Raw genomic sequence first — 22,958 nt, 5'->3', positions numbered from 1 at the left:
CGGCCGCGGAGAATACTGACTCCTTGACCAGGTCTCAAGTGCCCCGCAACAGAGCACCGACGACAGGTTTGGCGCACGGTTGCGGGTCATCTTAGAAATGCACCTTCACCAGCAGGCTGGTGGTGTTTTCATTGGTGTCGAAGCTGGACGTGTTCTCGATGCCGTATTTGTCTTTCCAGTAGCTGTACTCGGCGCCGACATACACCTGTTTCTCACGCCAGCCCATGGCTTTGCCCAGGTCGTATTTCACCTGCGGGTTGACGTGCACGTTGGCGTGATAGGTACCGCGTGCGTTCTGGTCGTTATCCACGACCCAGTCGATGTAACCGTCGATCAACACGGTCGAGTTACCCAATGGAAGGGTGTAGGACCAGGCTGGTGTGATTTGCCAGACGTCATCGCCGGGGCGGCTGCCTTCGGTCTGGCGACGATAGAAGTTCAAGGTGAAGTAGTTGAAGCCCGGTACGGCGAGGTCGAAACCTGGGCCGATAAGGTAGGCCTCGGTGTCGTCTTCGCCGTTCTCGTAGGTCATGGCCAGCAGCACGTCCTTGATCGGGCCGAACTCTAGACGGCGGTCGAGGATTTTGCCGAAGGAGAGGCGTGGGCTGAACTCGCCGTAATAGGCGTGAGAGCCTTTGTTGCGGTCTTTTTCGCCGTTGTAATACGTGCTGTCGACGAACAGGAAATTGTCGCCGTACTTCCATTTGTCGGCATGCTCGAAGGTCACTGTCTGCTGGATCGACGGGTTGACCGCAAAATCCTTGCCGTACAGGTAGCTCAAGCTGTTGGTCTGCCACAGCAATAAATCGCCGGCCATGGCCTGACTGGCGGCCAGAAGACCGCCGCCCAACAGCATGTGTGTCTGTGTCCGAATCATCTGTTGCTCCCTCTTGTTTTTATTGTTTGAGGCGCAGACAGCCCTTGACCCTGTAGGAGCGAGCCTGCTCGCGATAGCGTTGAATCAGTCAACTCAGGTGTTGAATGTCATACCGTCATCGCGAGCAGGCTCGCTCCTGCAAGGTTCATGGCGTCTCTGTTATTGCTGGTGTGCGTGGCAGTCATTGATGGCCGCGCGTTCCGCGCCGCCAAGGATGTTGAACAGCAGGTTCAGCGTCAGCGCACTGAGGGTCGCCATGGCGATCCCGCTGTGGGTGATCGGGCTCATCCACATCGGCAGGTGGGCGAAAAACTCCGGACGCACCACCGGGATCAGTCCCATCCCGATGCTCACCGCCACCAGCAACTGGTTGCGGCGATCACCGATATCGGCTTCCTGGAGAATCTTGATCCCGGTCGCGGCGACCATGCCGAACATCGCGATCGCGGCGCCGCCCAGTACCGCAGGCGGAATCGAGGCCACCAGAAACGCGGCCTTCGGCAGCAGGCTCAAGACGATCAGCAAACCGCCGGCGACGATGGTGACCGAGCGGCAGCGCACGCCGGTCATCTGCACCAGGCCGATGTTCTGGGCGAAAGAGGAGTGGGTGAAGGTGTTGAAGAAACCGGCAAAGAACGAGGCTCCGGCATCGCAGAGCAAGCCGCGACGCAGCATGCGCGGGCAGACTTCCTGGTCGGTAATCTTGCCCAGTGCAAGGAACATCCCGGTGGACTCGACGAAGATGATCACCACCACCAGGCACATGGAGAGGATCGGCGCGAGTTCGAATTTCGGCATGCCGAAATGCAGCGGGGTGACGAACTGCAACCAGGGCGCCTGGGCCATGCCGCTGAGGTCGACCATGCCCAGCACGCCACAGAGCACGTAGCCCAGGCACATGCCGATCAGCACGGAAATGTTCACCCAGAAACCGCGCATGAAGCGATGCACCAACAGAATCGTGCCCAGCACCAGTGCGGCGATGGTCAGGTAGATGGGGGAACCGAATTGAGTGGCGCCAGCACCGCCGCCGGCCCAGTTAACGGCCACGGGGAACAGCGATAAACCGATCGAGGTGATGACCGTGCCGGTCACCAGAGGCGGGAAGAAGCGAACGACTTTGGACATGAACGGCGCGATGATCATGCCGAAGAACCCGGCGGCGATGGTCGCGCCGAAGATCCCTTGCAGACCGATACCGGGCATGCCGGCCATGGCGACCATGCTGCCGACGGCGGCGAAACTGGCGCCCATCATCACCGGCATTCTTATTCCCACGGGGCCGATGCCCATGGATTGCACGATGGTGGCGATCCCGGCGACCAGCAGGTCGGCGTTGATCAGGAAGGCGATTTCTTCACGACTCAGGCCAGCGGCCTGTCCGATGATCAGCGGCACCGCAATGGCTCCGCCGTACATCAGCAGAACGTGTTGCAGCCCGACCAGAATCAATTGCAAAAGGGGCAAACGCTGAATAGCGGGTGCGTCGGGGATGCGCGCTTGGGATAGCTCGGACATGCAACACCTCGGATCTTTTTTATTCTTGTGATTGAACAGCTGCCGGGTTGCTCACAGCTGTTTCTTTGCATCATTGATATGTGTGGCTAGAGGTGTTTTGTGGCGAGGGGATTTATCCCCGATGGGCTACGTAGTAGCCCCAAATCCTGCAACCGCGTCCATCAGGCAGATGGCAATTGCAGGCTTTGCGACGGCTGCGCCGCCGATCGGGGCGGTGCGACGTTTCGCTAAATCCCCTCACCACAGGTAAATCCTCAAACCAGGTAAATCCATTCACCTCAAAAGCCCGCTCGGCGCAGGCTTTTGTGTTGCTTAGTTGGTCGACGCTCCCTGCACAATCCAGGCACCGATCAGGTCACGTTCCTGCTGGGTCATCTGCGTGATGTTGCCCAGTGGCATGATCTGGCTGGTGACGGCTTGTGCCTGAATGCGCGGGGCGTTCTGGCGGATCTGTTCGGGGGTATCGAACATCACGCCACCGGGTGCTGCACTGAACAGCGGGCTGGTTGGTTTGGCCGAGTGGCACACCGCGCAACGTTCCTGAATCACGCTGTGCACCTTGTCGAAACCAGGGCCCGCATTGGACGCTTGGGCCGGTGCGGTAGCAGGGGCCTCGGCAGGTTTTGCTTCAGCCGGTTTCAAACCACCGCCCACTGCTGTTTCCGGCAATGGCTGGTACTCGATGGTGCCAGCAGCCTTGGCGACTTCAGGTGCACTCGGCATCTGCGCAGGACCCGTTACGTAGGCCAGGCTGATCATGCCGACGGCGGCAACCGGGAGGGTCCAGGCGAACTTGTGGCTGTCGTGACGGGTGTTGAAGTAGTGACGGACCAACACCGCCAACACCGCGATCCCGGCCAGGATCAGCCAGTTGTATTGGCTGCCGTAGGTGCTCGGGAAGTGGTTGCTGATCATGATGAACAGCACCGGCAAGGTGAAGTAGTTGTTGTGACGCGAACGCAGCAAGCCTTTGGCCGGCAGTGCCGGATCGGGCGTGCGGTTCTCGGCAATCGCCGCCACCAGTGCACGTTGCGCCGGCATGATGATGCGGAACACGTTGCCGACCATGATGGTGCCGATGATCGCGCCGACGTGCAGGTACGCACCACGACCGCTGAACACTTTGCTGAAGCCGTAAGCCGCGCCGATGATCAGGACGAACAGGATGAAACCGAGCAGGGCAGGGCGTTTGCCCAAGGCCGAGTCGCAGAGGAAGGAGTAGATGAACCAGCCGATGAACAGCGAGCCGATACCGATGGCCACGCCTTCAGGACCGCTCAGGGTGCTGCCCGGAGCCAGCAGGTAGAGCGTCGGGTTGGAGTAGAACACCACGCACAGCAGCGCGATCCCCGACAGCCAGGTGAAGTAGGCTTCCCATTTGAACCAGTGCAAGTTGTCCGGCATGGTCGGTGGGGCCAGTTTGTATTTTTCCAGGTGGTAGATACCGCCGCCGTGGATCGCCCACAAATCGCCCGCCAGACCACTTTTCGGGTTGACCCGATTGAGGTTGTTTTCCAGCCAGACGAAATAGAACGACGCGCCGATCCAGGCCACGCCAGTAATCATATGAACCCAGCGCACGCTCAGGTTCAGCCATTCAAACAGATGTGCTTCCACAGTCTTTACCTCTCGCCTGTCACTCTGTCGTCGAGTGATCAGACCTTCTCTTATTGGTGGGGGGCGAGGATCAAACGCTCATCCTCTTTGAAAAAATGCTCATCGCAGTTATTGCCTGTGCCACTGCGATCAACCACCAGGAAGTCATCCCGCTTTTCGATCGTCAGCACCGGATGGTGCCAAACGCCGCGATGGTAATTAATGCCCTGCCTGCCGTTGGTGACGAAGGCGCGGACCAAGCCTGATACAGGTTCATCGCCAACTGGCGCGACCACGATCAGAAAGGGGTTGCCGAGCAGCGGAATGAAAGCCTGGCTGCCCAACGGGTGACGCTCCAGCATGCAAACGGTCAGCGGCATGTCCTGCGCGTCGGCGCGGAAGATGCTGATGATCGCGTTGTCTTCTGGCTTGGCGGTTTCCACCGTCGCCAGTTTATGGAAGCGCATGGTCGAACCGTTGTTGATCATGAAGTGATCGCTGCCATCGGTTTCGATCACGTCACCGAAAGGGGCGAAGGCTTCTTTAGTCAGCGGTTCAATCGTCAATGTGCGCATGCTGTTCTTTTCCGAATTCTGTGTTGTTAGAACTATCGCCATCGCGGGCAAGCCCGCTCCCACAATGGACTGTGGCGTTTACAAAACCTGTGGGAGCTGGCTTGCCAGCGATTGGGTTCAACCTTATTTAGCGACCTTGCCCAGTACGCGCAGACGGCTTACACCACCATCCGGGAACACGTTCAGGCGGATGTGGGTGATCGGGCCCAGGGCCTTGATCTGCTCGGCGAAGGTGTGTTCGGCGTGCATTTCCAGTTTCTGTGCGGGCAACAGCTCACGCCAGAACAGCGATTGGGTTTCGATCTGGCTGTCGGTACCGCCCTTCACGAACGCGCCCTGGATCGAGCAGGTGTCCGGGTAGTTGCCTTTGAAGTGCAGGGTGTCGACGACGACTTTCTCGATCTCGCCGGCATGACCCAGTGCGACGATCACCCAGTCATTGCCAGGTGTGCGACGACGTGCGGTTTCCCAGCCATCGCCCATGTTGATGCCACGACCCGGGTTAAGGATGTTGCTCATGCGACCGAAGTGTTCGTCGGAGCAGGCGAGGGCGCGGCCACCGTTGAGGGCTGCAGCCAGGTCCACTTGCTCGTTGTCGCCGACGGCCGACCAGTCGCGGAACGGAATGCCGTAAACGCGCAGACGAGCCACGCCACCATCCGGGTAGATGTTGAAGCGCAGGTGGCTGAACGACTGGTCGTTGTTGATCTCGTGGTAGTGGTGGCTGTTGCCCTGCAGCTCGACGGCCGACAGCACTTCAGTCCACTGGGTGTTTTCGTCCGGCTCGCCCGAGGCCAGGAAGCAGGCTTCCAGGGAGGCCGATGGCGGGAAGTTGCCGGTGAAGAATGAAGTGTCGATGTCCACGCCTTTGATCGAGCCCGGAACGCCCAGGCGGATCACCGCGCTGTCGTAGCCTTCAAAGCGCTTGCGGCGCGACTCCCAGCCGTCCATCCACTTGCCGTTGTCATCGAACACGCCCTCCTTCCATACGGCCGGGGTCGGCTGAAACAGACGGTTGGCGTCTGCAAACCAGTCATCGGTGACCGAGATGATTTTGGTGCCCAGGCGGGCGTCGGCCAGGTTGACGAACTTCTCGAAAGGTACGGCGTAAGCTTTCATTCTTCTTGTCTGCCTTTAATAAGTTGGCTTGGGATGCTTGCAGTGCCCTGAGTGTTTTCGCGTTTGGAACACCAGGGCAAGGCTCGCTATAGGGTCAGTAATCGGAACAGGGCGATCTTGTTGATCTCCGCCAGCGCGCATTTGAATTCGGTGTCTGCCGAGTTGTGAATGCGCGTTTCGAACGCCGCGAGGATCTGATGCCGGTTGCTGCCTTTTACCGCCATGATGAAGGGAAACTTGAACTTGGCCTTGTAGGCGTCGTTCAGCTCGGTGAAGCGCTGAAACTCTTCGGCCGTGCATTGGTGAATACCGGCGCCAGCTTGTTCATTGGTGCTGGCTTCGGTCAGTTGCCCCTGGACCGCAGCTTTGCCGGCCAGGTCCGGGTGAGCGTTGATCAGGGCCAGCTGGCTTTCGTGATCAGCACTCAACAGGATGTCGCTCATGCGCTGGTGCAGGGTTTCGATCTCGTCGATCGAAGGGTCCTGACCCAGGTCGAAAGCCTTTTCGGCCACCCATGGCGAATGTTCGTAGATGTCGGCGAAGGCAGCGACGAACGCGTCGCGGCTCAGGGTCGATGGCTTCAGGGGTTTGAAGGTGCTCATTTGGCAGCCCCTTGGTACGGGTGGGTTTCTTGCCAGTGGCGCGCAATGTCGACGCGGCGGCTGAACCACACCTGTTCATGACTTTTAGCGTATTCGATAAAGCGCTTGAGCGAGGCCAGGCGCGCCGGACGGCCGATCAGGCGGCAGTGCAGACCGATCGACAGCATCTTTGGGGCTTCTGCGCCTTCGGCGTACAGCACGTCGAACGCGTCCTTGAGGTATTCGAAGAAATCGTCGCCCTTGTTGAAACCCTGGACCTGGGTGAAGCGCATGTCGTTGGTGTCCAGCGTGTACGGAATCACCAGGTGCGGCTTGCCAGTCGGGTTGTTGGGTTCCCAGTAGGGCAGGTCATCGTCGTAGGTGTCGCAGTCGTAGAGGAAACCACCTTCTTCCATCACCAGGCGACGGGTGTTCGGGCCGGTGCGGCCGGTGTACCAGCCCAGCGGGCGTTCGCCGGTGATTTCGGTGAGGATGCGGATCGCTTCGAGCATGTGCTCGCGTTCCTGGGCCTCGTCCATGTACTGGTAGTCGATCCAGCGATAGCCGTGGCTGCAGATCTCGTGGCCGGCATCGACCATTGCGCGGATCACGTCCGGGTGGCGTTGTGCGGCCATGGCCACGGCAAAGACGGTCAGCGGAATGTCGAATTCCTTGAACAGTTTCAGGATCCGCCAGACGCCGACACGGCTGCCATACTCGTAGAGCGATTCCATGCTCATGTTGCGCTCGCCCTGCAAAGGCTGCGCCGAGACCATTTCCGACAGGAAGGCTTCAGATTCTTTATCGCCGTGCAGAATGTTGCGCTCGCCACCTTCTTCGTAATTGAGTACGAAGGACAAGGCGATGCGGGCATTGCCCGGCCAGTGTGGGTGCGGAGGGTTACTGCCGTAACCGACCAGGTCGCGTGGGTAGTCAGCGCTCACTGCAGTCTTCCTTCTTGTTCGTGGCATATCAATGTCAGGTAAGTGTGGCGTGCCTGATAACGAATTACAGGCTGGCGTCACAGCGATGGGCTGATTGTATACAACTTTATATCCACTTTGTAAGCCTGAATTTTCGCATTTTTCATTGACTGTCATGAAAGGATGGTACTGCAAGAAACCTGCCTGACCGGTCAGCTAATGGATGGAAGGTCCGCTGATCCTATGGTTTGGCTGTCTATGCACCACAAAATTTGCAATGGCGTTGTCGGATGGAAAAATGTCGTTTTTATTGTGTACAATTTTTTTGAAAAGTGTCTTAATCAATCGCTCGCCGCAGCGTTTCGTGCTCCGAATCGGTGCGGTCTCCTTTACAACTGACTTCGGGAGGCGCGAGGCCTGACTGCTCTTGGCAGGCAGGCGCGCAGAATCAATGGGACGTTTGACTACACACGTTTTGGACGCTGCACACGGTTGCCCGGGCAGCTCGATCAAAGTCGAGTTGTACCGCGTTGAAGGCTCGCAGCTGGAATTGGTCGCCAGCGCGATAACCAACAGCGACGGCCGTGTCGATGCACCGCTGCTGCAAGGTGATGATTACCGTACCGGGGTTTATCAGGTTCAGTTCCATGCGGGCGATTACTATCGCGCCCGTGGTGTTCAGTTGCCGGAGCCGGCTTTTCTGGATGTGGTGGTGCTGCGGTTTGGCATCTCTGCGGAGCAGGATCACTACCACGTACCGCTGCTGATTTCGCCGTACAGCTATTCCACGTACCGCGGCAGCTGATCCCCCAAGCAGCTGCCTCAACCTGGAAGCGACTGCGCATATAGCTTCTTTGGTCTTTCGCCCGCTCACACTGCGGGCTTTTTTTTGCTTCGAGAAATGGGTTGTCAGCGCCGACGCCATCGCGGGCAAGCCCGCTCCCACAAGGTGATGGCGCTCACAGAACCTTGTGGGGGAGGGCTTGCCCGCGATGCCTTTTAACGGCTCAACAGCGACGCCGCACCCGCCCCACTGAACAGGCCGGCACTCACCCGGTTAAACCAACTCTGCCCCTTGCCGCTGCGCAGATAACGCGCGGCACCGTGGGCTCCCAGCCCATAAGCCAGCTTGCACAGCAGATCCAGCACCGTCCACGTCGCGATCATCACCAGCAACTGCGGCAGGAACGGTTGCTCGGCACTCAGAAACTGCGGCAGGAACGCGGCGAAGAACAGAATATCTTTCGGGTTGCTGGCTCCCAACACAAACGCGCGCCCGAACAATGCGCGAAAGCGCGGAACAGCCGCCGCCTGGGGCACTTCAGCGCCCACCGAAGGCTGACGCGATTGCTGCCAGCTCTGCCAGGCGAGGTAGAACAGGTACAGCGCGCCGACAATCTTCAGCGCGCTGAACAGCTGTTCCGAGGCCAGCAACAACGCGCCCAACCCCAATGCCGAAGCACTCAACAAACAAATCGACGCAATCACGCCGCCCAGGAACGCCGGGTACGAACGACGCAAACCGTAATTCAGACTGTTGCTGATCATCAGCAAAGACAGTGGCCCCGGGATCAGGATCACTACCAGCGCAGCGCCGCTGAACAGCAGCCAGGTTTCCAGACTCATCACTTTCCTCCATTTGTGCAAAAGCCCCACCCGACGGGGTGAGGCTGATTCGAAACGCGTTATGCGTAACGTTTACAAGAAAACAAACTTGGCGATGAAGATCGCGCAGAGCACCCACAGGCTGACGGAGATTTCCTTGTGCTTGCCAGTGAAAGCCTTCAGTACCACGTAAGTGATAAAGCCGAGCGCGATGCCATCAGCGACCGAGAAGGTCAGGGGCATCATGATCGCGGTGACGATTGCCGGGATGCTGTCAGTGGCTTCGTCCCATTCGATGTGCTTCATGCCGCCCATCATCAGCATCGCGACATAAATCAGCGCGCCCGCAGTGGCGTAGGCGGGGATCATGCCGGCCAGCGGTGCGAAGAACATCGCGGCAATAAATAGCACACCTACCGTCACCGCGGTAAGACCAGTCCGACCACCTGCGGCAACCCCCGCGGCGCTTTCCACATAACTGGTGACCGGGGGCACACCGACTACCGCGCCGAACACGCTGGAAGCACTGTCGGCTTTCATTGCGCGCGAGAGGTTTTCAATCCGCCCGTCCGCGTTCACCAGATTGGCGCGCTGGGCAACGCCCATCAGGGTGCCGGCGGTGTCGAACATGTGCACGAAGAGGAAAGCCAGTACCACGCTGATCATGCTGATGTTGAAGACGCCGGCGACGTTCATCGCCATCCAGGTCGGTGCCAGGCTCGGCGGGGCCGACATGATGCCCTCGTAGTGCACCAGGCCCAGGCCCCAACCGGCCAGGGTCACGGTAATGATGCTGATGAGGATCGCGCCGAACACTTTGTGATAGCTGAGCACGGCGATCATCAGGAAGCAGATGGCGGCGAGCAGTGGACCAGGCTCGCGCAGGGAGCCGAGTTTGATCAATGTAGCTGGGCTATCGACGACGATGCCGGCGGTTTTCAGACCGATCAGCCCAAGAAACAAGCCCACGCCGGCGCCCATGGCGTAGCGCAAACTCACGGGGATGCTGTTGAGCAGCCATTCGCGGATTCGGGAAAAGGTCAGGATCATGAACAGCACACCGGACACGAACACCGCGCCCAGTGCGGTTTCCCAGTTGTAGCCCATGGTGCCGACCACGGTGTAGGTGAAGAAAGCGTTCAGGCCCATGCCCGGTGCCAGGCCCACTGGCCAGTTGGCGTAAAGGCCCATCAGCAGGCAGCCCAGCGCAGCAGCGATGCAGGTGGCCACGAACGCGGCGCCGTGATCAATCCCCGCATCGGCCATGATGTTGGGGTTGACGAAGATGATGTAAGCCATGGTGATGAAGGTTGTCAGACCGGCAATCAGTTCGGTCTTCACCGTGGTGCCATGCAAGGTGAGTTTAAAGATGCGCTCCAGCCAGCCGTTAGGTACAGGCGGCGAGAGATCCAGCGTCGATGCTTCGGATTTGCGGCTTTCCACAGCGAGTACTCCTCAAGAGTTTTATTGTTATTTCCAGGACCGGACCCATGAGGGCGGCAGCGGTCCTTTGAGGCACTTGCGAATTTGTTGACCGCTTGGTCAGGAACTCGCACGAAGTGGATTATGCTTTTGTGTACAAATAAAGCAAATATTGTTTTTGATTTTGTAGACGAAAAGTTTGGTGATAGGGATATATGGCCTTCGAGGGCCCATCGCCAGCAGGCTGGCGATGGGGCCAGAACAGTCAATCAACCGTCTGACTTTTCCCAAGCGCCAGATTCACCGCCAACCACCCATCCACCGCCGCCTCTCCAGCCTCGGCGAACACCCGCTCCAGCAACTTCACTTGCTCACGCCGCAGTGACTGCTCGAAACGCGCGCCATCCTCGGTCAATTCCAGCAACCGCTTACGCTTGTCTGTCTCGGACGCGACGCTGTCGACCAGGTGCATTTCCACCAATTGACGCAGCGGCATGTTCAACGCTTGTTTGGTTACACCCAACAGTTCCAGCAGTTCCTTGACGCTCAGGTTCGGATAACGGGCGATGAAAAATACGATGCGTTGATGGACTCGACTCAAGCCGCGCCGCTCAAGCATTTCGTCAGCCTTGGCGGTGAATGCCTGATAGCCGAAGAAAAACGCTTCCATGGCCTGTTGCTGAGTCGATGGATTTTTAAGGTCAAGCATATTGACGTATCCGTTCGGGGTGTCGTAATTTCGGTCAACCAGTTTGACTTATTTTCCTCAGGCCTCGCTACCGGTGATCCCCATGGCTTTTTCCGAACGTGTCTCGCGCCTTAAAAGTTCTTTGATCCGTGAAATCCTTGCTGCTGCCCAGCGCCCCGAAGTGATGTCGTTCGCGGGCGGCTTGCCGGCCGAGGCGATGCTGCCGAAAGTCGATTGGGCCGACATGCCGGTGGCCATAGGGCAGTACGGCATGAGCGAGGGTGAGCCAGCATTGCGTGAAGTATTGGCTGCGCAAGCACGCGCCTTGGGCGTACCGTGTGAAGCGAGTCAGGTATTAGTGGTCAGCGGTTCGCAACAGACCCTGGACCTCGCAGCCAAGCTGTATATCGACCAAGGCACTGAAATCCTGCTAGAAGCGCCGACCTACCTGGCCGCACTGCAGATCTTTCAGCTGTTCGGGGCAGACTGCATCACGGTTCCGCTGGAAGCCGATGGTCCCAACCTGGCGACATTGCGCAGCCGTCTGGAAAAACACCGTCCGGCTTTCATCTACCTGATCCCGACGTTCCAGAATCCTTCAGCGGTTCGCTACAGCGAAGCCAAGCGTGATGCCGTGGCGGCGTTGCTCGATGAATTCGCCGTCACGCTAATTGAAGACGAGCCGTACCGTGAGCTGACTTTCGATGGTGGTAGCGCCACACCGATTGTCAGTCGTTTGAAGAAAAGCAGCTGGATCTATACCGGTACCGTGTCGAAAACCCTTCTGCCGGGGTTGCGTGTCGGTTACCTGATTGCCAGCCAGGATCTGTTCCCGCACTTGTTGAAACTCAAGCAATCGGCTGACCTGCACACCAATCGGGTAGGGCAGTGGCAGGCATTGCAATGGATCGGCACCGAGAAATTCCAGCACCATTTGAACGAGCTGCGGGACTTCTATCGGGTTCGAAGGGATGCTTTTCAGTTGGCTCTGGAAACCCATTTTTCCGATCTGGCAGACTGGAATGTGCCGCAGGGCGGGTTGTTTTTCTGGCTGACGCTCAAGCAACCGCTGGACACCCGCACGTTGCTCAAGAACGCGCTGGCGGCTGATGTGGCGTTCATGCCGGGGGAGCCGTTTTTCCCTGAACCGGATAATCATCCGGGGCATTTGCGGCTGAACTTCAGCCATATAGATCCGGCACGGCTCGATGAAGGGCTCAAGCGTTTGGCGGGGGTAATAAGGGACGCGCTAGCGCAAGAAGCGGCTTGAGCGTAGATGAAAAAAAACCGGCCAGATGGGCCGGTTTGTTTGTTCGGGATTTGTGGTGTTTTTGCCTGCCTCATCGCGGGCAAGCCCGCTTCCACAGTGATCTGAGGCGCTCACATAACCTGTGGGAGCGGGCTTGCCCGCGATGAGGCCATCAATCACCCTGCAAAACCATCAAGCCGCCGCAAACCGCTTATCCAGATAATCAATGATCACTTTGGACTCATACATCCAGGTGGTCTGGCCATTCTCTTCAATGCGCAGGCACGGCACTTTGACCTTGCCGCCCTGTTCCAGCAGCGTCTGGCGATCCTGTTCGTTGTTCTTTGCATCGCGCAATGCGACCGGAACATTCAGGCGGCGCAAGGTGCGGCGGGTTTTTACGCAGAACGGGCACGCGTGGAATTGATACAGGGTCAGGCCCTTGGCTGCGGTGTTGACCTGAGCCTGAACTTCGGCCGGGCGCTGTTTTTTGCCGGGGCGAGTGATGAAGTCGATGAAGATGATCAGTTGGCCTAGGCCGACACGAAGCGCTTTTACGAACACGGTATAAGCCTCACAGGGGCAAGCGGAAGGCGCGCAGCTTACCTGATTTTTCACAGGCGAAAAAAAACCGGCGATAAATGCCGGTTTTTTTCGTGCCGCGAATTACTTGATCAAGCTGAGAAACTCGCTGCGGGTCGCCGCGTTTTCGCGGAACTCACCCAACATCACCGAAGTGATCATCGACGAATTCTGTTTCTCCACACCGCGCATCATCATGCACATGTGCTTGGCTTCGATCACCACGGCAACGCCCAGGGCGCCGGTGACTTCCTGCACGGCATCAGCGATCTGACGGCTGAGGTTTTCCTGGATCTGCAGGCGACGGGCGTACATATCAACAATCCGCGCGACTTTCGAGAGCCCCAGTACTTTGCCGCTCGGGATGTAGGCGACGTGGGCCTTGCCGATAAACGGCAGCAGGTGGTGTTCGCACAACGAGTAGAGCTCGATGTCCTTCACCAGCACCATTTCGCTGTTATCGGAGCTGAACAAGGCACCGTTGGTGACTTCTTCCAGCGTTTGTTCATAGCCGCGGCAGAGGTACTGCATGGCTTTGGCGGCACGCTTTGGCGTGTCGAGCAGGCCCTCGCGGGAGACGTCCTCGCCCAATTGGCCGAGAATCGCGGTGTAATTCTGTTCCAATGTCACAGAGCTTTATTCCGTATAGGTTCTAGAGGGGTACGGTTTCTGTCTGTACCAATTTTGTACCAATCAGGCGTTGCTCCAGCTTCCCGGCTCCGCTTCAGTCTTGTCTGGAGTCGACCGCCGGTTATAAGTCGTCAGCAGCATTTGCACGCCGTGGCCGAGCTGATTCGCAATGAACCCGAGGTTCATGCCTGTCATTGGGCACATGGTAGCGTAAGTGTGCCGGCAGTTGTATTGCCGTCTGGCTCTGATGTTCAGAGCGAGCACTGCCGTCATGAAGGGTTTGCAGGTGTGCTGGCCTCATGACGGGGAGGGGCGCTGATCAAGTTTCCAGTGTTTTCTCAAGTGCCTGGTCAAAAATCACCGGGCCCGAGTCGGTTTCGCCCAGCAAATCCTGTGGATTGAGCAACGGGCATGCGCCCATGGTCAGGCAGCCGCAACCGATGCAACCTTCAAGGCTGGTGGACAGCCTGGTCAGTTGCTCGATCCGTCGTTTCAGAGAGGAAGCCCACGCTTTCGATACCGTTTCCCATTCCTTGGCTGAAGCTTTGCGATCATGGGGAATGGGTTCAAGCGCTGTCTTGATCTCCGCCAGTGAAATCCCGCTGGCTTGCGCTATTCGAATAATTGCGATCCGACGAAGCGTGCCGCGAGCGTAGACCCGATGATTGCCGGCTGTGCGCTTAGACCCTAACAAGCCTTTGGACTCATAAAAATGCAGCGTGGAAACAGACAAGCCACTGCGTTTTGCGACTTGGCCCACGCTTAGATTTTGATGGTCGGTGACTTTTTCCTTCATGGCTGTTGAGCTCAAGCAATATTGAGGTTTCAAAGCCTACTCATCACGTTGACGAAAGACAACAACAGCCAGAAACGCGCGTGAAGCGACAGCGCTACTCGTCGCGACCTTCCATCATGGTTCGTTTAAGCATCACGTAAACCGCCCCGGCGCCGCCATGTCTGGCCTGGCACGAGGTGAAGCCGAGGACCTGTGAATGCTGACGCAGCCATGTGTTGACGTGACTTTTGATCATCGGGCGCTTGCCGTCCAGACGCACGGCTTTGCCATGGGTGACGCGCACGCAGCGGATTTCGAATTTGGTGGCTTCTGCCAGAAAGGCCCAGAGCGTTTCCCGGGCTTTTTCCACGTTCATGCCGTGCAGGTCGAGGCTGCCTTCGAACGGAATCTGTCCGATCTTGAGCTTGCGCATCTGGCTTTCCTGCACGCCGTCGCGTGCCCACATCAGCTCGTCTTCAGGTCCGACGTCGATCACGAACTGATCAGAGAGCCCGTCAACGGTAGTGGCATCGGTGCGCACGGTGGCGGCCTGACGCAGTTTGGCAATTTGCGCGCGGTCGGCTTTGGGTTTGCCGGTTTCGGCGCGATCGTGCTTGATCGGCTTGACGCCTTGGATCGCACTTTTGAACAGGGAAAAATCGTCGTCTTGCATGTCAGCCTCCGCGAAGGGCGGCCAGTTTACCCAAGTCCAGGCTTCAGCCATACAAATGAAGGCCCGCCGCAAGGTCGGGCCTTCAATTCAATCGTGTTTTTTCATCAAGTGCGGAGACATGTTGAGTTCACGGGATTGCCGAGAACGACGCCGGCATCGGCGCCACAGCCAGACACCGATGTACAGCACGAACAGGCCAACCGCCAGGATGATTGCCGACCCCAGCGGACTTGCATTCAGTTCGCCGAGTGCCGGCGGACGGCCGAGCAGGCTCGCTGCACCGGCCATGGCGAGTAGCACGCCGCACATGGCAAGCAACGCCGCAAACGCTGCGCCGAATCGAAAACGCCAGTTGCTTTGGCCTTTGGGCCGCAAGCGGCGAGCGTCAAAACCATCGGATAACTTCATTCCGACCTTCCTCAATGGGTATCGGCCCTTCGACCGGGAGTTGTCCGGGATGTTCCTGAGGCTAAGACAATTACAGGTAATGAGAGGCTTTTGCGGATGAGCGGCGATGTTGGCCGCTCATCGAGCGTGGATCAAATCAGTTCGTGCGTCAGCGCGAGGGTGGCGAAGTTGTCCGCCATGATCGCCATCTCGGTCTGCTGCACATGTTCGGCGCTGAGCACTCCTCCCTTGTAGGGTAGATCACGGGTGGCGCAGGCGTCTTCAACGAGGGTACAACGAAAGCCCAGGTTTTTCGCCGCACGTACGGTAGTGCTCACACTCGAGTGACTCATGAAGCCGCAGACGATCAGGTCCAGCGACCCCAGGTTCTGCAGGCGATCCAGCAGTTCCGTACCATGGAAGGCACTTGGCAGCAATTTGCCGATGATCGTTTCGTCGGCCTGTGGCTCCAGCCCGGGGATGAACTCGCCGCGCTCGCCCTGCGGGTCGAACAACCCACCGACAGTGCCGAGATGGCGGACATGCACGATCGGCCGACCGGCTGCACGGGCAGCGGCGACCAGTTGCTTGATGTTCGCGACGGCAGCATCCATGCCGACCAGGGCCAACGGGCCGCTGAGGTATTCTTTCTGGGCATCGATGATCACAAGCGTCGCATGACTCAGATTGGCTGCTGCATAACCGCGGCCGCTGAGTTGAAACATCGTTTTTGGAACGGACATTCTGGGGCTCCTTCGGGTGGGGCTTTTGCGACATTGTCCTCTGGCTGAGCGCTTCTGTGAATCGCTACCATCGTAGAGGCCGTCGTTATTGGCTCGCAGCCTTGTCAAGTGGCTCGTATTGTTCAATAGCAGACCAGAAAAACAGAAATATCCTACAACTGCCCCTGTATTTTTACGGCGTCGTCGTGATGCGTTTTGGCTGGTAGAATCGCCAGTCGTTTTTTCTGGAGTTTGCCCCCGTGATCACTTCCCGACTTCGTACCCTGCGAGACCATATTCGTTGGGCCGTCAGCCGCTTCCATGGGGAGGATCTTTTTTTCGGCCATGGGACCGACAACGCCTGGGACGAAGCCCGTCAACTGGTGTTGGGTGCCTTGCACTTGCCGTGGGAAATGGCTGATAGCTACCTTGATTGCGCGCTGGAAGACGATGAGTTGGTCAACCTGCAGCGTTTACTCAAGCGTCGTATCGAAGAGCGCATACCGACCGCCTACCTGCTGGGCGAGGCCTGGTTCTGCGGCATGTCGTTCATCGTCGACGAACGCGTGTTGATCCCCCGTTCGCCGATTGGCGAGCTGATCGAAAAACGTTTCGAACCCTGGCTGGCCGCCGAGCCCGCGCGCATTCTGGACCTGTGCACCGGTTCTGGCTGCATTGGCATCGCCTGTGCGTATGAATTCCAGAACGCCGAAGTGGTGTTGGCCGATCTGTCTTTCGAAGCGCTTGAAGTGGCTAACCAAAACATCGAGCGCCATGGCGTCGATGAACGTGTGTACACCGTGCAGGGCGATGGCTTTGACGGGTTGCCGGGTCAGCGTTTCGACCTGATCGTGTCAAACCCGCCTTACGTCGATGCGGAGGATTTTGCCGACATGCCGGACGAGTACCAGCACGAACCGGAACTGGGCCTGGCCTGCGGTGATGATGGTTTGAACCTGGTACGCCGCATGCTCGCCGAAGCCGCGGATCATCTGACCGAGAAGGGTTTGCTGATTGTCGAGGTGGGTAACAGCCAGGTTCACGTCGAGGCGTTGTACCCGGAAGTCGATTTTGCCTGGCTTGATTTCGAGCGCGGTGGGCATGGGGTGTTCATGCTGACGGCAGAGCAGTGCCGCAATCATCAGGCAGTGTTCGCCTCCCGCGTCTGACTTTGATTAATGGGTGAGCAGGTTTTGTGGTGAGCAGGTTTCGTGGCGAGTAGGTTTTGTGGCGAGTAGGTTTCGTGGCGAGGGGATTTATCCCCGTTGGACTGCGAAGCAGTCCCTTCAGGGATAAGGGGGCCGCTACGCGACCCAACGGGGATAAATCCCCTCGCCACGAAATCCCCTCGCCACGAAATCCACTTGCCACAGAACCCACGTGCCACAAAAAACCTGCACGCCAAAAAATTCATCACCGCTGCGTAGCAATCCAGATCAACAACCCTGCCTGAAACATCGCAAATGCCACCAAACACGTAATGGTGAACCGCAGCGCCGCGTCTTCACGCATGTACTTGCTGACTTTTTCTTCGTGTTTCTTGAGTTTCACTTCCTGCTCGGCCAGGTTGTGCTCGGCTTGCTGAAGCATGTGCGCCGCTTCGATAATTTCCACCACCTGAAGCTTTTCGCGGTTCCAGTCTGCTTTCAGGTCACCGACCCGCACGTCTTTGACGCTGCCCTTTAGATGCTGGGCATCGGCGTACACCACTTCAAAACCGTGGCTCTTCAGAAAGTGGTCGCGACGCAAGCGAGTGTCTTCGTTCAGCGCGTCCTTGTTGTTCAGGTCCGAGCCTTCGACGGTGTAGCCAGACCAGCGTTTTTTGGCCCAGTTAATTGCGTGGGCGGCCATGAAACGGCCGATGCCACGGTTCATCGGTTCAATCTGCAAGCCGCTGTCCGGCCCGAAACCCACGGTTTTGTCGACGTGATCGACCCACACATCCAGATGATTCTGTTCCTTGCGCACGCGCTGACCGGGCAGGGTGATGGTCATGCGCATCAGGCTGCGCTCCTTGTCGTGGCGTTCGGCGTAACCGAATTCGACAAAGCGCAGCGGGCGTCCACCGGTGTTGCGATCGGTCTGCAACGGCGCCAGGCGGAGCATTTTCTGGTGCTCGACGTGCACATCCGCCCACGGCAGCTCAACCGCCGGCGGTGCCTCTTGTTCAGCAGGGGTGTCGGGTAAAGTCGGGTTGTCGGTCATAACGGCGAGATCCTGTCCAAGCTCTGCTTGTCGCCAGTCTTGGCGCTGGCGACAAAGGCTTATCGGCCGTTTTTGTCAGGACTGGAGGACAAAAAGAGCTTAACTGGTGCGAAGTCCGTCAATAAACCCGAGGATTCGTGCGCCCAGTTCGGCGGCCAACGGCAACTGCGGGTCTTTGTAAGAGGCCAACTGCCGTTTTACATCGTTGGGCACGATGCGCATCACGTGGTTCATGCCTTCAATCAACGCCAGTTCAGCGTCCGGTTTGGCCGCCTTGAGCAGCCTGGCGTCGCCGACACCCACTTGAATGTCGTTGCTGCCCTGAATGATCAACGCCGGCATTTTGAGTTTGGCGAAAGCCGCTGCCGGGTCCTGGCGGAACAGCGAAATCAGATACGGCTGGACGCTCGGGCGGAAAATCACCTGCAGTTGCGGCGGCACGTTGTCGTCGGTCTGGCCGGCCTTGAGGCTGTCGAGCAATTCATTGGCGCGCAGCATCAACGGTGGCGGCAGGCGATTGCTCAGTTGCTGGCGCAATACCTGGTCAATCGGGCGAGCGCTGCCGGACATGGAAATTACCGCTGCCGCATCAACGCTCGGCGCGGCGAGGGTGGCGATCAACGCACCTTCGCTGTGCCCCAGCAGGATCAACTGGCCGAATCGAGGATCGGCTTTAAGTTTCTGGCCCCACGCTTGTGCGTCGGACACATAGCCTTCCACCGACAGATTACGCTCGTCCGGGGCAGCGGCCAGGCTCGCTGCCACGCCGCGCTTGTCGTAACGCACGCTGGCAATGTTGTGCTTGGCAAGCACCCAGGCCAGGCGTTTGAGGCTGTCGTTGCGCCCACCGTCGGGATTATTGCCGTCGCGATCCGTCGGACCGGAGCCGGAAATAATCAGGACGACGGGCACGGGCGTGTCGGATTTGGGCAGCAGCAGCGAGCCGAAAAGCTCGCCGTGGCCGGTGTCGAGAGTGATCGGGCGTTGCAGGACAGTGGCCTGGGCAAAGCCGGTAAACAAGGTAAGACTCAAGGCTAGAACTCGCAGCATCATCACGCCATCATTCACGAAGATGCCGGTTGGACTCGCGGGCACCCATAAGGTTCGAGGATGAACTACTTGGGTAGCCTGCGTATACTGGCGCGCATTACGTATTCAGGTTCATTTCACGGAGCGTCCTGCATGTCCGGCAATACCTACGGCAAGCTGTTCACTGTCACCACCGCTGGCGAAAGCCATGGTCCGGCGTTGGTCGCCATTGTCGACGGCTGCCCGCCGGGTCTGGAGATTTCCCTCGAGGATTTGCAGCGCGACCTCGATCGCCGCAAACCCGGCACCAGCCGCCACACCACCCAGCGCCAGGAAGCCGACGAAGTCGAAATCCTCTCCGGCGTGTTCGAGGGTCGCACCACCGGGTGCGCCATTGGCCTGTTGATCCGCAACACCGACCAGAAGTCCAAGGACTACTCGGCGATCAAGGACCTGTTCCGCCCGGCTCACGCTGATTACACCTACCACCACAAATACGGCGAGCGCGATTACCGCGGCGGCGGTCGCAGTTCGGCGCGGGAAACCGCCATGCGTGTTGCGGCCGGCGCGATTGCCAAGAAGTACCTGGCCACCCAGGGCATTGTCATTCGTGGCTACATGAGCCAGCTCGGCCCGATTGAAATCCCGTTCAAGACCTGGGATTGCGTGGAAGAGAACGCGTTCTTCAGCCCCGATCCGGACAAGGTCCCGGAGCTCGAGGCGTACATGGACCAGTTGCGCCGGGATCAGGATTCGGTCGGTGCGAAGATCACCGTGGTTGCTGAAGGCGTCATGCCGGGTCTTGGCGAGCCGATCTTCGACCGTCTCGACGCCGAGCTGGCCCATGCGCTGATGAGCATCAACGCGGTCAAAGGCGTGGAAATCGGCGCCGGTTTCGCCAGCGTCGCTCAACGCGGCACCGAACACCGCGATGAGATGACCCCGCAAGGCTTCCTCAGCAACAACGCGGGCGGCATTCTGGGCGGCATCTCGTCCGGTCAGCCAATCATCGCGCACCTGGCGCTCAAACCTACATCCAGTATCACCACGCCGGGCCGTTCGATCGACGTGCATGGCAATCCGGTTGACGTCATCACCAAGGGCCGCCACGACCCGTGTGTCGGCATCCGCGCCACGCCCATCGCCGAAGCGATGATGGCCATCGTGCTGATGGATCACCTGCTGCGTCATCGTGGGCAGAATGCCGATGTGCGCGTGAGCACGCCGGTGCTGGGTCAGCTTTAATGGCTGACCTCTCGGTCGCTGCGGTCTGACGACCGTGGCGACGCTCCCGTACTGGCGGCTCTCCAGTTTCTATCTGTTCTATTTCGCCTTGCTCGGTTCGACGGCGCCGTTTCTGGCGCTGTACTTCGATCACCTGGGTTTTTCCAGCGCGCGCATCGGTGAACTGGTAGCGATACCGATGCTGATGCGCTGCGTGGCGCCGAATATCTGGGGCTGGCTCGGTGATTACACCGGCCGCCGGCTGGCCATCGTGCGTTTCGGAGCGGTCTGCACGCTGCTCACCTTTTCGCTGATTTTCGTCAGCAAGACCTACGCCTGGCTGGCGATGGTCATGGCCTTGCATGCGTTCTTCTGGCACGCCGTGTTGCCGCAGTTCGAAGTCATTACCCTGGCGCATTTGAAAGGGCAGACGTCGCGCTACAGTCAGATCCGCTTGTGGGGCTCCATCGGTTTCATCATTACAGTCGTCGCGCTGGGCCGGCTGTTTGAATGGCTGAGCCTGGACATCTACCCGGCGGCGCTGGTTCTGATCATGGCCGGCATCGTCGTCAGCAGCCTGTGGGTGCCAAACGCCCAGCCGGTGCAGACTGAGCGGATCGCCGGGGACGGCTTTCTGAGGCAACTTCGCAGTCCAGGCGTGCTGGCTTTCTACGGTTGCGTGGCGCTGATGCAGATGAGCCACGGCCCGTATTACACCTTTCTGACACTGCACCTGGAACGCCTCGGCTACACCCGTGGCCTGATCGGTATGCTCTGGGCCGTGGGCGTCGTCGCCGAAGTTTTGATGTTCCTGGCCATGAGCAGGATTCTTGCGCGGTTCTCGGTGCGCCGGGTACTGATGGCGAGTTTCCTCCTGGCCGCGCTGCGCTGGTTGTTGCTCGGCATCTTTGCCGAATACCTCTGGGTGCTGCTGTTTGCCCAGGTACTGCACGCGGCCACTTTCGGCAGCTTTCACGCGGCGGCCATCCAGTTCGTACAACGTAGCTTCGGTGCACGCCAGCAAGGGCAGGGCCAGGCGTTGTACGCCGCGTTGGCCGGCACGGGTGGCGCATTGGGCGCCCTGTATTCTGGCTACAGCTGGAACGCCCTTGGATCACAGTTGACCTTTAGTATTGCAAGCATCGCGGCCCTCGCGGCTGCCGTTATCATTGCCGTTCGCATGCAAGAGGACCGGCCATGAGCGCAGTCCGACGCCGCTGAATTTTTGTTCGAATGCGAGATGACGCCGCGCTCGCGCTCGAACCTGTAAAGAATGAACCGTTAAGGAGTTGCCTGATGAGCAGCCTGTCCGTCTACCACGTCTCAAGCCCTGACATTCCCAACAAGGTGCTGACCCATTTAGAAGACATTGCCTCGACCCTGGCCGAACAGGGCGTGCGATTTGACCGCTGGCACGCAGCGGCAAAAATCCAGCCCGGTGCCAGTCAGGAAGACCTGGTCGGCGCCTACCAGGAACAGATCGACCAGTTAATGACCGAACGCGGGTACGTCACCGTCGATGTCATCAGCTTGAACGGCGACCACCCGCAAAAAGCCGAGCTGCGCGCAGAACTGCTCGACGAGCGCTGTAACGACGAGGAGCAAGTCCGGTTATTCGTGGCGGGACGCGGCTTGTTCAACCTGCATATCGACGATTACGTCTATGCAGTGCTCTGCGAAAAGAACGATCTGATCACAGTGCCCGCCGGCACCCGGCACTGGTTCGACATGGGCGAGCATCCGCATTTCATAACGATCCGAATGATCAGTCGTTCTGACGGCTCGCCCGCGAAGTTTACTGGCGAAGACATCGCCAGCCGATTCCCGGGTCTTGATGACTGAGCCGATGCGGCCTGGCAGACAAATCAGTATTGACTGACAGACCGCTATCGCGAGCAAGCTCGGCCCCACACAAGATAGGCAGGGGATCGGGCGATCGAGGACCCACCCCAGAAACAATTCAGGCCGTGAAGCGAAAGCTCTCACGGCCTGTTTGTTTGTAGCCCTGCAGCGATTTACGCCGAGTGATAAGTCGGCAGAGCGAACCGTTGTTGGCTTTGCAGCATGGAAATCTGTGGCAGCTCGCTGGCTTGTTCAGCCAGGTCGCGGCGAATGGCACTGATTACCCACGACAACTGATCGCCAGCGTGCAACTGCTGGTAGGAAATCGAACGCTTGAAGACTTTGCCTTCCTGACTGCGCAGCGTCAGCAGGATGCCACCGTCAGGACGAGGCTGGGTGTTGACTTCGAAGTTGGAGAACAGGGAGGTAAATTTTTCTTGGATCAGGCTCATGTCTATCAGCTCCGTTAGCACTTGGTTGGCAAGCATGGAGAGGTAGTTGCAGCCTTTGTGCCAGCATTTCAAAAATAAAAAAACTATATAAATCAACAGCATACATTTTTAAGCGTTTTTTGCTTTCGTGCAATGTGCATGAATGGCCATCGTGCATCCTGCATTTTGCGTGGTTGGCGAGGTTTCTACGGAACCATTCGCGAAACCCGTGCTCTCGTTTCCACCCCTGGTTTTCGCGGATACAAAACATTTCAAAAACCGCGTGTACAGCTCAGGAACGGCTG

25 protein-coding genes are annotated in these 22,958 nt (G+C 58.5%); 6 read left to right on the top strand and 19 right to left on the bottom strand.

Annotated features, from left to right (window positions below; genetic code table 11):
- Window positions 1-91 precede the first annotated feature (91 nt).
- The 7 genes from H7698_RS18415 to puuE all read right to left on the bottom strand — a co-directional run bounded on the left by H7698_RS18415 (window position 92) and on the right by puuE (window position 7,210).
- On the bottom strand, window positions 92-877 hold the full coding sequence (locus H7698_RS18415; protein ID WP_194692383.1) for an outer membrane protein OmpK: 786 nt from the start codon (window positions 875-877) through the stop codon (window positions 92-94).
- Window positions 878-1,036: 159 nt separating this feature from the next.
- Window positions 1,037-2,395, bottom strand: coding sequence for a nucleobase:cation symporter-2 family protein (locus tag H7698_RS18410; RefSeq protein ID WP_162437494.1), 1,359 nt, complete (start codon window positions 2,393-2,395; stop codon window positions 1,037-1,039).
- A gap of 312 nt (window positions 2,396-2,707) precedes the next feature.
- Entirely contained in the window at window positions 2,708-4,012 is a 1,305-nt protein-coding gene (locus tag H7698_RS18405; protein ID WP_194692382.1) for a urate hydroxylase PuuD, read from the bottom strand.
- A 50-nt stretch (window positions 4,013-4,062) separates the two neighbouring features.
- Entirely contained in the window at window positions 4,063-4,566 is a 504-nt protein-coding gene (locus tag H7698_RS18400) for an ureidoglycolate lyase (protein ID WP_162437492.1), read from the bottom strand.
- Window positions 4,567-4,689: 123 nt separating this feature from the next.
- Window positions 4,690-5,685: an allantoicase gene (gene alc / locus H7698_RS18395; RefSeq protein ID WP_162437491.1), complete on the bottom strand. Its 996-nt coding sequence runs from the start codon at window positions 5,683-5,685 to the stop codon at window positions 4,690-4,692.
- A gap of 86 nt (window positions 5,686-5,771) precedes the next feature.
- A complete protein-coding gene (gene uraD, locus H7698_RS18390) occupies window positions 5,772-6,287 on the bottom strand; it encodes a 2-oxo-4-hydroxy-4-carboxy-5-ureidoimidazoline decarboxylase (RefSeq protein WP_194692381.1) in 516 nt (171 codons plus the stop codon).
- The gene (puuE, locus tag H7698_RS18385) at window positions 6,284-7,210 is read right to left on the bottom strand and encodes an allantoinase PuuE (protein ID WP_162437489.1); all 927 of its coding nucleotides are present in this window, start codon (window positions 7,208-7,210) and stop codon (window positions 6,284-6,286) included. The genes uraD and puuE overlap by 4 nt, the downstream gene beginning before the upstream one ends.
- 430 nt (window positions 7,211-7,640) lie before the next feature.
- On the opposite strand from puuE, the gene uraH reads away from it, so the two are divergent.
- Window positions 7,641-7,994 carry a hydroxyisourate hydrolase gene (gene uraH, locus H7698_RS18380; RefSeq protein WP_008031462.1) on the top strand — a complete coding sequence of 118 codons (354 nt, stop codon included), beginning with the start codon at window positions 7,641-7,643 and terminating at the stop codon, window positions 7,992-7,994.
- 194 nt (window positions 7,995-8,188) lie between these two features.
- Here the strand turns inward: uraH and H7698_RS18375 are convergent, their stop codons facing one another.
- From H7698_RS18375 to H7698_RS18365, 3 genes are all read right to left on the bottom strand, one after another.
- Window positions 8,189-8,815: a LysE family translocator gene (locus H7698_RS18375; protein ID WP_162437488.1), complete on the bottom strand. Its 627-nt coding sequence runs from the start codon at window positions 8,813-8,815 to the stop codon at window positions 8,189-8,191.
- Between the two features lie 72 nt (window positions 8,816-8,887).
- On the bottom strand, window positions 8,888-10,237 hold the full coding sequence (locus H7698_RS18370; RefSeq protein ID WP_162437487.1) for an NCS2 family permease: 1,350 nt from the start codon (window positions 10,235-10,237) through the stop codon (window positions 8,888-8,890).
- A 244-nt stretch (window positions 10,238-10,481) separates the two neighbouring features.
- A complete protein-coding gene (locus H7698_RS18365) occupies window positions 10,482-10,925 on the bottom strand; it encodes a MarR family winged helix-turn-helix transcriptional regulator (RefSeq protein ID WP_162437486.1) in 444 nt (147 codons plus the stop codon).
- 82 nt (window positions 10,926-11,007) lie between these two features.
- Here H7698_RS18365 and H7698_RS18360 point away from each other — a divergent pair, with 82 nt between their 5' ends.
- Window positions 11,008-12,174, top strand: coding sequence for an aminotransferase-like domain-containing protein (locus H7698_RS18360; protein ID WP_194692380.1), 1,167 nt, complete (start codon window positions 11,008-11,010; stop codon window positions 12,172-12,174).
- A 171-nt stretch (window positions 12,175-12,345) separates the two neighbouring features.
- Here the strand turns inward: H7698_RS18360 and H7698_RS18355 are convergent, their stop codons facing one another.
- From H7698_RS18355 to H7698_RS18330, 6 genes are all read right to left on the bottom strand, one after another.
- The gene (locus tag H7698_RS18355; RefSeq protein WP_162437484.1) at window positions 12,346-12,717 is read right to left on the bottom strand and encodes a glutathione S-transferase N-terminal domain-containing protein; all 372 of its coding nucleotides are present in this window, start codon (window positions 12,715-12,717) and stop codon (window positions 12,346-12,348) included.
- 102 nt (window positions 12,718-12,819) lie between these two features.
- Complete coding sequence (gene folE, locus H7698_RS18350; protein WP_162437483.1) at window positions 12,820-13,365, bottom strand: GTP cyclohydrolase I FolE; 546 nt, start codon at window positions 13,363-13,365, stop codon at window positions 12,820-12,822.
- A gap of 319 nt (window positions 13,366-13,684) precedes the next feature.
- On the bottom strand, window positions 13,685-14,161 hold the full coding sequence (gene soxR, locus H7698_RS18345) for a redox-sensitive transcriptional activator SoxR (protein ID WP_194692379.1): 477 nt from the start codon (window positions 14,159-14,161) through the stop codon (window positions 13,685-13,687).
- A gap of 94 nt (window positions 14,162-14,255) precedes the next feature.
- Entirely contained in the window at window positions 14,256-14,813 is a 558-nt protein-coding gene (locus H7698_RS18340) for a Smr/MutS family protein (RefSeq protein ID WP_059404684.1), read from the bottom strand.
- Between the two features lie 87 nt (window positions 14,814-14,900).
- The gene (locus H7698_RS18335; RefSeq protein WP_162437480.1) at window positions 14,901-15,221 is read right to left on the bottom strand and encodes a hypothetical protein; all 321 of its coding nucleotides are present in this window, start codon (window positions 15,219-15,221) and stop codon (window positions 14,901-14,903) included.
- Between the two features lie 131 nt (window positions 15,222-15,352).
- Entirely contained in the window at window positions 15,353-15,943 is a 591-nt protein-coding gene (locus H7698_RS18330) for a cysteine hydrolase family protein (protein ID WP_162437479.1), read from the bottom strand.
- Window positions 15,944-16,182: 239 nt separating this feature from the next.
- On the opposite strand from H7698_RS18330, the gene prmB reads away from it, so the two are divergent.
- Window positions 16,183-17,091 (top strand): 50S ribosomal protein L3 N(5)-glutamine methyltransferase, encoded by a 909-nt coding sequence (prmB, locus tag H7698_RS18325; RefSeq protein ID WP_194692378.1) that lies wholly within the window; start codon window positions 16,183-16,185, stop codon window positions 17,089-17,091.
- 244 nt (window positions 17,092-17,335) lie between these two features.
- On the opposite strand, the gene H7698_RS18320 is transcribed toward prmB, so the two are convergent.
- Both H7698_RS18320 and H7698_RS18315 read right to left on the bottom strand, forming a co-directional pair.
- The gene (locus tag H7698_RS18320; RefSeq protein ID WP_194692377.1) at window positions 17,336-18,127 is read right to left on the bottom strand and encodes a hypothetical protein; all 792 of its coding nucleotides are present in this window, start codon (window positions 18,125-18,127) and stop codon (window positions 17,336-17,338) included.
- A 99-nt stretch (window positions 18,128-18,226) separates the two neighbouring features.
- Window positions 18,227-19,180: an alpha/beta hydrolase gene (locus H7698_RS18315; protein ID WP_162437569.1), complete on the bottom strand. Its 954-nt coding sequence runs from the start codon at window positions 19,178-19,180 to the stop codon at window positions 18,227-18,229.
- A gap of 129 nt (window positions 19,181-19,309) precedes the next feature.
- On the opposite strand from H7698_RS18315, the gene aroC reads away from it, so the two are divergent.
- The 3 genes from aroC (at window position 19,310) to H7698_RS18300 (ending at window position 22,222) form a co-directional block, all read left to right on the top strand.
- Window positions 19,310-20,401, top strand: coding sequence for a chorismate synthase (aroC, locus tag H7698_RS18310; RefSeq protein ID WP_162437476.1), 1,092 nt, complete (start codon window positions 19,310-19,312; stop codon window positions 20,399-20,401).
- Window positions 20,402-20,435: 34 nt separating this feature from the next.
- Window positions 20,436-21,581 (top strand): MFS transporter, encoded by a 1,146-nt coding sequence (locus tag H7698_RS18305; RefSeq protein ID WP_194692376.1) that lies wholly within the window; start codon window positions 20,436-20,438, stop codon window positions 21,579-21,581.
- A 95-nt stretch (window positions 21,582-21,676) separates the two neighbouring features.
- Entirely contained in the window at window positions 21,677-22,222 is a 546-nt protein-coding gene (locus tag H7698_RS18300; RefSeq protein ID WP_194692375.1) for a 1,2-dihydroxy-3-keto-5-methylthiopentene dioxygenase, read from the top strand.
- Window positions 22,223-22,395: 173 nt separating this feature from the next.
- Here the strand turns inward: H7698_RS18300 and H7698_RS18295 are convergent, their stop codons facing one another.
- Window positions 22,396-22,674 carry a DUF3509 domain-containing protein gene (locus H7698_RS18295; RefSeq protein ID WP_045059161.1) on the bottom strand — a complete coding sequence of 93 codons (279 nt, stop codon included), beginning with the start codon at window positions 22,672-22,674 and terminating at the stop codon, window positions 22,396-22,398.
- Between the last annotated feature and the right edge of the window lie 284 nt (window positions 22,675-22,958).

The sequence above is a fragment of the Pseudomonas sp. p50(2008) genome, from assembly GCF_015351605.1.
GTDB lineage: Bacteria > Pseudomonadota > Gammaproteobacteria > Pseudomonadales > Pseudomonadaceae > Aquipseudomonas.
The sequence above is the reverse complement of the archived record's forward strand: the minus strand, read 5'-3'. Positions and strand labels throughout refer to the sequence as shown.

What these genes read in the sequence shown, in the direction of transcription:
- H7698_RS18415 (WP_194692383.1), bottom strand. Translation starts at nt 877, where the DNA reads ATGATTCGGACACAGACACACATGCTGTTGGGCGGCGGTCTTCTGGCC.
- H7698_RS18410 (WP_162437494.1), bottom strand. Translation starts at nt 2,395, where the DNA reads ATGTCCGAGCTATCCCAAGCGCGCATCCCCGACGCACCCGCTATTCAG.
- H7698_RS18400 (WP_162437492.1), bottom strand. Translation starts at nt 4,566, where the DNA reads ATGCGCACATTGACGATTGAACCGCTGACTAAAGAAGCCTTCGCCCCT.
- alc (WP_162437491.1), bottom strand. Translation starts at nt 5,685, where the DNA reads ATGAAAGCTTACGCCGTACCTTTCGAGAAGTTCGTCAACCTGGCCGAC.
- uraD (WP_194692381.1), bottom strand. Translation starts at nt 6,287, where the DNA reads ATGAGCACCTTCAAACCCCTGAAGCCATCGACCCTGAGCCGCGACGCG.
- uraH (WP_008031462.1), top strand. Translation starts at nt 7,641, where the DNA reads ATGGGACGTTTGACTACACACGTTTTGGACGCTGCACACGGTTGCCCG.
- H7698_RS18375 (WP_162437488.1), bottom strand. Translation starts at nt 8,815, where the DNA reads ATGAGTCTGGAAACCTGGCTGCTGTTCAGCGGCGCTGCGCTGGTAGTG.
- H7698_RS18365 (WP_162437486.1), bottom strand. Translation starts at nt 10,925, where the DNA reads ATGCTTGACCTTAAAAATCCATCGACTCAGCAACAGGCCATGGAAGCG.
- H7698_RS18360 (WP_194692380.1), top strand. Translation starts at nt 11,008, where the DNA reads ATGGCTTTTTCCGAACGTGTCTCGCGCCTTAAAAGTTCTTTGATCCGT.
- soxR (WP_194692379.1), bottom strand. Translation starts at nt 14,161, where the DNA reads ATGAAGGAAAAAGTCACCGACCATCAAAATCTAAGCGTGGGCCAAGTC.
- H7698_RS18340 (WP_059404684.1), bottom strand. Translation starts at nt 14,813, where the DNA reads ATGCAAGACGACGATTTTTCCCTGTTCAAAAGTGCGATCCAAGGCGTC.
- H7698_RS18335 (WP_162437480.1), bottom strand. Translation starts at nt 15,221, where the DNA reads ATGAAGTTATCCGATGGTTTTGACGCTCGCCGCTTGCGGCCCAAAGGC.
- H7698_RS18330 (WP_162437479.1), bottom strand. Translation starts at nt 15,943, where the DNA reads ATGTCCGTTCCAAAAACGATGTTTCAACTCAGCGGCCGCGGTTATGCA.
- H7698_RS18320 (WP_194692377.1), bottom strand. Translation starts at nt 18,127, where the DNA reads ATGACCGACAACCCGACTTTACCCGACACCCCTGCTGAACAAGAGGCA.
- H7698_RS18315 (WP_162437569.1), bottom strand. Translation starts at nt 19,180, where the DNA reads ATGATGCTGCGAGTTCTAGCCTTGAGTCTTACCTTGTTTACCGGCTTT.
- aroC (WP_162437476.1), top strand. Translation starts at nt 19,310, where the DNA reads ATGTCCGGCAATACCTACGGCAAGCTGTTCACTGTCACCACCGCTGGC.
- H7698_RS18300 (WP_194692375.1), top strand. Translation starts at nt 21,677, where the DNA reads ATGAGCAGCCTGTCCGTCTACCACGTCTCAAGCCCTGACATTCCCAAC.
- H7698_RS18295 (WP_045059161.1), bottom strand. Translation starts at nt 22,674, where the DNA reads ATGAGCCTGATCCAAGAAAAATTTACCTCCCTGTTCTCCAACTTCGAA.